Annotated in this window: 6 protein-coding genes; 1 reads left to right on the top strand and 5 read right to left on the bottom strand. The window is 68.9% G+C overall.

The window, feature by feature from the left end:
- Nucleotides 1-1,178, top strand: a 1,178-nt coding sequence (locus VFG33_RS18910) for a sensor histidine kinase (RefSeq protein ID WP_325054223.1), incomplete at its 5' end; no start/stop codon positions are given.
- A gap of 30 nt (nt 1,179-1,208) precedes the next feature.
- Here VFG33_RS18910 and VFG33_RS18905 read toward each other — a convergent pair.
- The 5 genes from VFG33_RS18905 to VFG33_RS18885 form a co-directional block, all read right to left on the bottom strand.
- On the bottom strand, nt 1,209-3,311 hold the full coding sequence (locus VFG33_RS18905) for a hypothetical protein (protein WP_325054222.1): 2,103 nt from the start codon (nt 3,309-3,311) through the stop codon (nt 1,209-1,211).
- Nucleotides 3,312-3,434: 123 nt separating this feature from the next.
- Nucleotides 3,435-4,871 (bottom strand): FGGY family carbohydrate kinase, encoded by a 1,437-nt coding sequence (locus tag VFG33_RS18900; RefSeq protein ID WP_325054221.1) that lies wholly within the window; start codon nt 4,869-4,871, stop codon nt 3,435-3,437.
- A gap of 18 nt (nt 4,872-4,889) precedes the next feature.
- Complete coding sequence (locus VFG33_RS18895; RefSeq protein WP_325054220.1) at nt 4,890-5,864, bottom strand: sugar-binding transcriptional regulator; 975 nt, start codon at nt 5,862-5,864, stop codon at nt 4,890-4,892.
- Nucleotides 5,865-5,917: 53 nt separating this feature from the next.
- The gene (locus VFG33_RS18890) at nt 5,918-7,390 is read right to left on the bottom strand and encodes a mannitol dehydrogenase family protein (protein ID WP_325054219.1); all 1,473 of its coding nucleotides are present in this window, start codon (nt 7,388-7,390) and stop codon (nt 5,918-5,920) included.
- The coding region (locus tag VFG33_RS18885) for a carbohydrate ABC transporter permease (RefSeq protein WP_325054218.1) at nt 7,387-7,895 on the bottom strand (509 nt) is incomplete at its 5' end. The genes VFG33_RS18890 and VFG33_RS18885, both read right to left, overlap by 4 nt.

Here is a 7,895-nt window from a genome sequence, read left to right as displayed (position 1 = left end):
TGTCGACGCTGCTGCTCGCCGGGCTGTACTTCTCGTTGTCGGCCTTCCTGGACCCGGCGCCGCTGAACCCGGTGACGGTGTCCAAGTACACCAAGGACTCCGAGGGCAAGTTGAAGCTCAAGCCCGGTCATACGTTCCAGGCTGCCGACTTGTCCAGCATCGAGTCCGCGGTGAACTACACCACCATGCAGACGATGCGGAACTACTCGGCCGGCGCGCTCGGGGTGCTGTTCGCGGTGAGTCTGGGCACGGGCTGGTGGTTGTCCGGCCGGGCGCTGCGTCCGGTCCGGCAGATCACCACGACCGCGCAGGACATCTCCGCCACGGACCTGTCCCGGCGGATCGCGTTGGACGGGCCGCGCGACGAACTCCGCAACCTGGCCGACACCGTGGACGACATGCTCGAACGGCTGGAGACCGCCTTCGTCGCCCAGCGGCAGTTGGTCGACGACGCGTCCCACGAGTTGCGCAACCCGCTGGCGGTGATCCAGGCCAACGTCGACGCAGTACTGGCTCATGACGACACCCCGGCGGAGGACCGCGCCCAGGCGACCGCGATCGTCAGCCGCGCGATCCAGCGGATGACCCGGTTGGTCGAGGACCTGCTGGCGTCGGCCCGCCGGTCGTCGCCCGCCTTCGTCGACGCCGATGTCGATCTGGCGGCGATCGCTGGTGAAGCCGCTGAGGAGTACGCCCTGCTCGTCGCCGACCGCGAACTACACCTGGTACGCCGCCTCGCGCCCGGCCCGATCGCCGCCGGAGACGCTCAGGCCCTCCGACGCGCGGTCGACAACCTGCTCTCCAACGCAGTACGCCTGGCTCGCGGCGGCAGCGAACTGGTCCTGGCCGTCGGAAGCCGCAACGGCTGGGCCTGGATCGCCGTCCGCGACGAAGGCCCCGGCATCGCCGAAGAAGACGCCGACCGGGTCTTCGACCGCTTCTTCCGCTCCGGCCAACGCCAACCACCCGCCACGGTCCCCTCCACCGGCCAACGCCGAGCCGGCCTGGGCCTGGCCATCGTCCGCCAGATCGCCGAATCCCACGGCGGCACGGTCTCCCTGCACTCCGAGGTAGGCGTCGGCAGCACCTTCATCCTCTGGCTCCCCGAACGCTCCCTCACCAAAACCCCCCGAAGCCCAGCACCGCCGACCGAGGACCCCCTCGGCGCCCGTCCGTAGCTCAGGCGCCGAGGGTAGGCCCCCAAGGAATCAGGTCCGACGGACCGCGAGGCCGTCGAGCTGGTTGGTCTTGCCGGCGTCGCGGATGGTCAACTTCACGGTGCCGGAGAGGAAGGCGGACGGCGTCGGCAGCGGGATGATCGCCTGGTACTCGGTGGTGGCCTTGTAGAGACTGACCGTGCCGACCACCTTGCCGCCGTAGGTGACCGTCAACGTCCCGCAGGTGGCGCACTTGGTGGCGACCAGGAACAGCCGCTTGGCCTGGACCGTGCGGGTAACGGACGCACCCTTGGTCCCCGAACTGGTCACCGTGCCCAGGTAGTACACGCCGTTGGTGCCCCGGCTCCATCCGGTCGCCGTCAGCGCGCGATCGTCCAGCGGACGGGAGAAGCAGCGCTCCGCCGTCCAACCGGAGACGTTGCCGAAGACATCGCGAGCGCGCACCGACACGCAAAGCTCATTGCCTGCAGCAACGTTCAGGGTGATCGACTTGGCCTTGGTGGCCGACGCCGCAGTGACGTAGGCACCGAAGTTCCCCAGGTAGGTGGCCGTCCGGTAGCGCACGTCGTACGAGCCGATGCCGCTGGAGTCGGCGCCGGTGTACGCGATGGTGGCGGTGGCGGCCTTCGTGACGTCGAAGGTCGGCGAGGTGAGCTGCGCGGTGGGCGCGACCGCGTCGACGTTCAGGTAGCGGACGGCGTGGCTGCCGCGGCCACCTGCCTCGACGGCCGAGACCTTGAGGACGTGGGTTCCGGAGGTGACGCCGGTCTGCTGGAAGGGCGAGGTGCAGGGAGACCTCGGCGTACCGTCCAGCTCACAGGTGACGCTGACCGGGGTCGCCAGACCGGTGAGGTCGAAGGGCACCGAGAGGTTCGGGCCGACGACTGTCGCGGTCGGCTTGATCGCCACCCGGTAGCCCTGCCAGACCGCCGAGCCGATCAGCTCACCGGCCGGGGCGTCGAAGAGGAACGCGCTGCTCCGCCGAAGCACGCCTTCCGGGCTCACCGGCACGGTGAACAGGCTGCTGCCCGCGGCCGTCCGCCGATTGAGTATCAGGCCGGATGTGTTCGGCGCCCAGCTCAGTGACTCGGCGCTGGTTCCGCCGCTGTCCCCGACCTGGGCCGTGCCGCCGCCGACCGGGATCATCGCCGCGGCAGTCCCCTTCAGATAGGCGATCCACAGACCGTTCGGCGAGACCGCAGGGTCGCGGGCGAGTTCGGTACCCGCGTAGGTGGTGAGAACAGCTCCGTTGACCCGCGCCTGGACCCGCTGCAACAGGCTGCTGGTCTGGCCTGCTACGACCAGGGTCTGGCTGTCCGGCAGCCAGGTGGGGCCGGCCATACCGCAGCCGACCCGGATCGGGGTTCCGCCGGCCACCGCGACGATGTCGATGCAAGTGGAGCCGTCCGGCTGGAGTCGCTCGACGGCGATCCGCGTGCCGTCCGGCGACCAGGCCGGCTTGGCGATGCCACTCGAACCGTCGAGGATCTTCACCGGTGGGGCCTGAGGTGCGACGGCCGAGACGGACCACAGGCTGGTCCGGCCCTGCGAGAAGGCCACCTGCCGGCCGTCCGGCGACACAGCGATGTCCGGGTCGACCTGCTGCGTCGCCCCGGAGGCGGCCAACGGAACCACCTGAGTTGCACCCTGGGCGGCGAGCTGGCCGAGGTAAGTACGGGTGACGCCGTCCGACCCCTTCGCCGTGGAGGCGACCGTGATGGCTTCGCTTCTCGGCGCGGCCTCGACCGGCGTACTGGCCGGACCTTCACCGTCGGCGTTCACGCCGACGACGGCGTACGTCGCGCCCGGGATCCGCTGGACGTCCGCCCAGCTGTGGGCGGTGGCCGGGCCACGTGCCACCGAGTAGGTGGTCTCGGCGCCGTTGGCGATCCGGTGGACGACGAAGCCGGTCACCCCGTCGGCCGTGCCCTCGTCGGCGGGAAGGTTCCAGGTCAGATCGACACCGGTGAAGGTGCCCATCGCCCGCACCGCCAGTGGGACCGACGGCAGCCCGGCAGCTGCCACCTGGGCCTGCGGAAATGCAGCAGGAGTGGCGACAGCGGCCGGTAGAACGGTGGTCAGGGCAACTACAGACAGTGCCAGTGGCGCGACCAAGCGCAGGGACGTGCGCAACAGAACCCCCATGAGTCAGTGCGGGCGCGGTGATCGCACCCGCACTGTTATCGGCCTGGAAAGCCAAGCGTTACCAACGATTGCATCACACCGCCCGATCCTTGCCTCCAGCAAGGACCGAGGTCAGCTGTGGGTGGGATGGGGCTTGCTGAGCACGGGGCGGGTGCCTGCCAGGACGGAGGCGTAGAGCTCCCGGACGTGGGCGGCATCGGTCTCCGTCATGACCGGGGACTCGGGCTTGCCGGTGGCAACTTCCCAGGTCGGCGGGTTGTCCTCACCAGAGACAGCCCAGGCGGCCTGGCGCGCGGCGCCCAGCGCGACGTACTCCCCCGGCTCCGGCAACACCACGGGTGCACCCAGCAGCGCAGGAGCGAGAGCCTGTACTGCGCGGGAGCGGGCGGCCCCGCCCAGCAGGAGAACCCTGTGGACCGGGAGGCCTTGCGCCCGGAGCGCGTCAACGGCATCCGCCAGTCCGCAAAGCATGCCTTCCACCGCGGCCCGAGCCATCGTGGACGGTTGTGCCGTCGCCCGGGTGAGTCCGTAGATCAACCCGGTCGAGTGCGGTAGATCCGGAGTCCGTTCGCCGTCCAGATAGGGCAGTAACACGAGTCCCGCACTGCCGGCCGAGGTAAGAGCCGCCTCGTCGAACTCCGCGAGATCCATCCCGAGCAACTGCGCGGTCGCCGACAACACCCGGGCGGCATTCAAGGTGCACACCAGCGGGAGATATCCGCCGGTGGCGTCCGCGAATCCCGCGACGAATCCGCTCGGGTCCGTCGTTGGCGTAGTACTGGTGGCGAACGCCGTACCGCTGGTGCCGAGGGAGACGGCGACGTCGCCGGGCTGCAGGTCCAGGCCCAGCGCTGCGGCCATGTTGTCGCCTGTTCCCGCGGCAAGCGCCGCACCGGAAGCGGTCTGGCCGACGATCTCCCGAGGACCGGCAACGCGCGGCAGGGCCAGCGAGCGTCCGAAGGCCAGCTCCACCAGGTCGGGCCGATAGGCGTTGTCAGTGGGCGACCACCAGCCGGTGCCGGAGACGTCGCCGCGGTCGGTGGTGAGGTCCTCGATGCCGTGCCGGTCGGCGGCCAGCCGCTGGGTCATCCAGTCGTGCGGCAGCGCGACAGCCTCCGCACGACCAGCCGCGTCAGGCGCCGCGCTCCGAATCCAGCGAAGCTTCGTGACAGTGAAGCTCGGCACCGGAACGGATCCGGTCGCCGCGGCCCAGGCCTCAGGTCCACCCAGCTCGGAGACCAGTTCGACGGTCGCGTCGGCGGACGACGTGTCGTTCCACAGCACCGCGGGATGGACCACTTCACCGTCGGCATCGAGCAGGACCATGCCGTGTTGCTGACCCCCGACCGAGATGGCCTCCACGCCATCGAGCAGCCCGTCCGAGGCGATCTCCCAGGCCCTGAACCACTCGGCCGGATCCACCTGGGTGGCGTCGGGATGCGGCGCGCGCCCTTCCCGCAGTACCTCCCCGGTGCTCGCGTCACAAACCACGACCTTGGTCGCCTGGGTGGAGCAGTCCACTCCGGCGACCAGTCTGGGCTGGGTCATCTTGTTCCTCTCGGGTGCTCAATCTGTCGCAGCAGCGAGCAGACGCAGTACTTCGCGGGCGAGGTCGGTCGTCGTCACCAGGGTGCTGACCAGGCCGGCCCGCACCGCGGCGATCACAGCCGGAGCGCGGTGGGCACCGGCGGCCAGCGCGACCCGCTCCGCCGGACGGCGCAACTGGTCCACCGACACCGCGATGACCATCTGCTCCAACGGTGACTCGACCAGTTTGCCGTCCATGTCCAGAAGATGCCCGCTGACCTCGGCGACCGCACCACCGGCCAGACCCTCGTCGCGGACCTGCTGGGAGACCGCGTCCCACACAGTGGAACAACCCGCCCGCCACGCACCGATCGCGACCACCGAGATGTCCAGCCCGTCGGCCAGCGCCAACGTGTCGGCGATCCCGGGCTGCCGGCGCAACGCGGTCACCGCCGCGATGTCGTCGACGACCAGCGGAGCGTGTACTGCGTGCGCCGTACCCCCGGCGAGAGCCGCGGCGCGACGCGCGAGATCCATCGTGCTCCCGCCGCCCGCGGGGGTGTGCAACGAGCCGGCCATCTGGATCACGGTGCAGGCCGGCAGCACATCGAGGTGGTCCACCATCGCGTCGACCGCACGGCTCCAGGTCAGGCCGAGAAGGTCACCGTCACGGACCAGCGGACCGACCGTGCGGGCCGCGACGTCGGCGATCTGGTCACGGATCTGCTCGGGTGATCCAGAGGTCTGCGTGACCACGCAGCGCGGCAGGTCCAGCGCCTGGGCGAGCTGCTCGGACAGCGCCCGGTCGATCGGGCTCGGGCTCTTGATCTGGATCTGGACGATGCCGCGCACCCGGGCGTCCTCGAGCAGCCGGGCGACCTTGAACCGGCTCAGGTCGAGCTGCTTGGCGATCTCCACCTTGGAGGCGTTGTCCAGGTAGTAGCGACGGGCGACGTCGGCCAGCAGTTCGTCGTCCTCTTCGCCTTCGCCCAGCGGCAGTCCCCTGTTGTTCACCCGTCACCCCGTTCCCAGATCCGCGTCCCGTGATTCCCGGCACCGTAACTGTTTCAGGGGCCCGCCGCGACCGTTGCTCTGGCTCCTTGCTCGTGCAGCGACGACAGCGCCGACGTGTACGCCTGGACGAACCGCTCGTCGTCGACAAGGTCACCGAAAAGGTCCCGGTCGGACACGAAGAGCAGTGGTTCCTCGCGATTGTGCTGAGCCCGTTCGACCAGCTTGTCGCGCAACCGGTCCACCACCTCGATCGGTTCACCCTGCTCGTCGACGCCCTCGGCGTACCGGGCCCAGGCGGCGATCACCAGCGCGGACCGCGCGATCTCGCCGCCGGTGGCGAGTTGCTGGCGAACGACCGGGACCAGCCACTTCGGGATCCGATCCGAGCTCTCAGCGCAGAGCCGGGCGAGCGTGTCCCGGACCTCCGGGTTGGCGAACCGCTCGATCAGCTGATGCTTGTACTTGTCGAGATCGACCCCCGGTACCGGCGGCAGCGTCGGCGTCGCCTCGTTGTCCATGTAACCGAGCAGGAAGTCGACGAACAGCTTGTCCTGGCAGACCTCGTGCGCATAGCGATAGCCGGCCAGGTAGCCCAGGTAGCAAAGCGCCTGGTGGCTCGCGTTCAACAGCCGCAGCTTCATCAGCTCGTACGGCTCGACGTCGTCCACCAGTTGCACCCCGACGTCCTCGAACGGCGGCCGCTCACCACCGAAGTCGTCCTCCAGCACCCACTGGGTGAACGGCTCGCACACCACCGGCCAGCCGTCCTCGATGCCGAACCTCTCCGCCAGCGCCTCCTTGTCGGCGTCCGCGGTGACCGGGGTGATCCGGTCCACCATCGAGTTCGGGAACCGCACCTCGCTCTCGATCCAGTCCGCCAACTCGGGATCCTTCAGCCGCGCGAACGACGTCAGCATCTTTTTCGCGACATGACCGTTGCCCGGGATGTTGTCGCAGGACATCACTGTGTACGCCGGTACGCCGGCCGCCCGCCGTCGGGCCAGACCTTCGACCACCAATCCGAACGCACTCGTCGGCACCGCGCCGGGCTCCAGGTCGTGCTGGAGCCCAGGGTCGCCCGGGTCGAACTCACCTGTCACCTGGTTGACGTGGTAACCGCCTTCGGTGATGGTCAGCGACACGATCCGGGTGGCCGGATCGGTCATCCTGGTGAGCACCGTTTCGGGGTCGTCCGGCGCGTACAGGTACTCGACGATCGACCCGATCACCCGAGGGTCCATCGTCCCGTCCGGGTGCTTGATCACCAACGTGTACAGCCCGTCCTGTGCCTGCAGAACGTCCCGCATCCGCTGGTCCGGCGGCATCGTGCCGACCCCGCAGATCCCCCAGTCGAGCGCCTTGCCTTCGTTCATCAGCTGGTCGAGATACATCGCCTGGTGGGCGCGATGGAACCCGCCGACTCCGAAGTGCACGATGCCCGGGCGAACCGCAGTACGGTCATAGGCCGGTACGCCGACCTCGTTGCTGAGAGCATCTACTGTTGCGGCGCCGAGCCTCTGTGTCACTTGACCGCCCCCAGCGACAGGCCTTGCACCAGCTTGTCCTGCGCGGCGAATCCGGCGATCAGTACCGGCAGCGACACCACGAGCGAAGCTGCACAGACCTTGGCCAGGAACAGTCCCTGGCTGGTGACGAATCCGGTCAGGAACACCGGCGCGGTCTGGGCGACGGTTCCGGTCAGGACCCGGGCGAACAGCAGTTCGTTCCAGCTGAAGATGAAGCAGATCAGGGAAGCCGACGCGATGCCGGGCATGACCACTGGCGCCACCACCGAGCGGAGCGTGCGGATCAACCCGGCGCCGTCGACCTGAGCCGCCTCGAGGATCTCCACCGGTACCTCGGCGAGGAAGCTACGCAGCATCCAGACGGCGATCGGCAGGTTCATCGAGGTGTAAAGGATGATCAGCAGCCAGATGTTGTCCAGCAGCCCGACGCTCTGGGCGAACAGGTAAATCGGCAACAGGCCGGCGACCACCGGCAGCATCTTCGTGGACAGGAAGAAGAACAGGA

It is taken from the genome of Kribbella sp., assembly GCF_035687465.1.
Taxonomy (GTDB): Bacteria; Actinomycetota; Actinomycetes; order Propionibacteriales; family Kribbellaceae; genus Kribbella.
The sequence above is the reverse complement of the archived record's forward strand: the minus strand, read 5'-3'. Positions and strand labels throughout refer to the sequence as shown.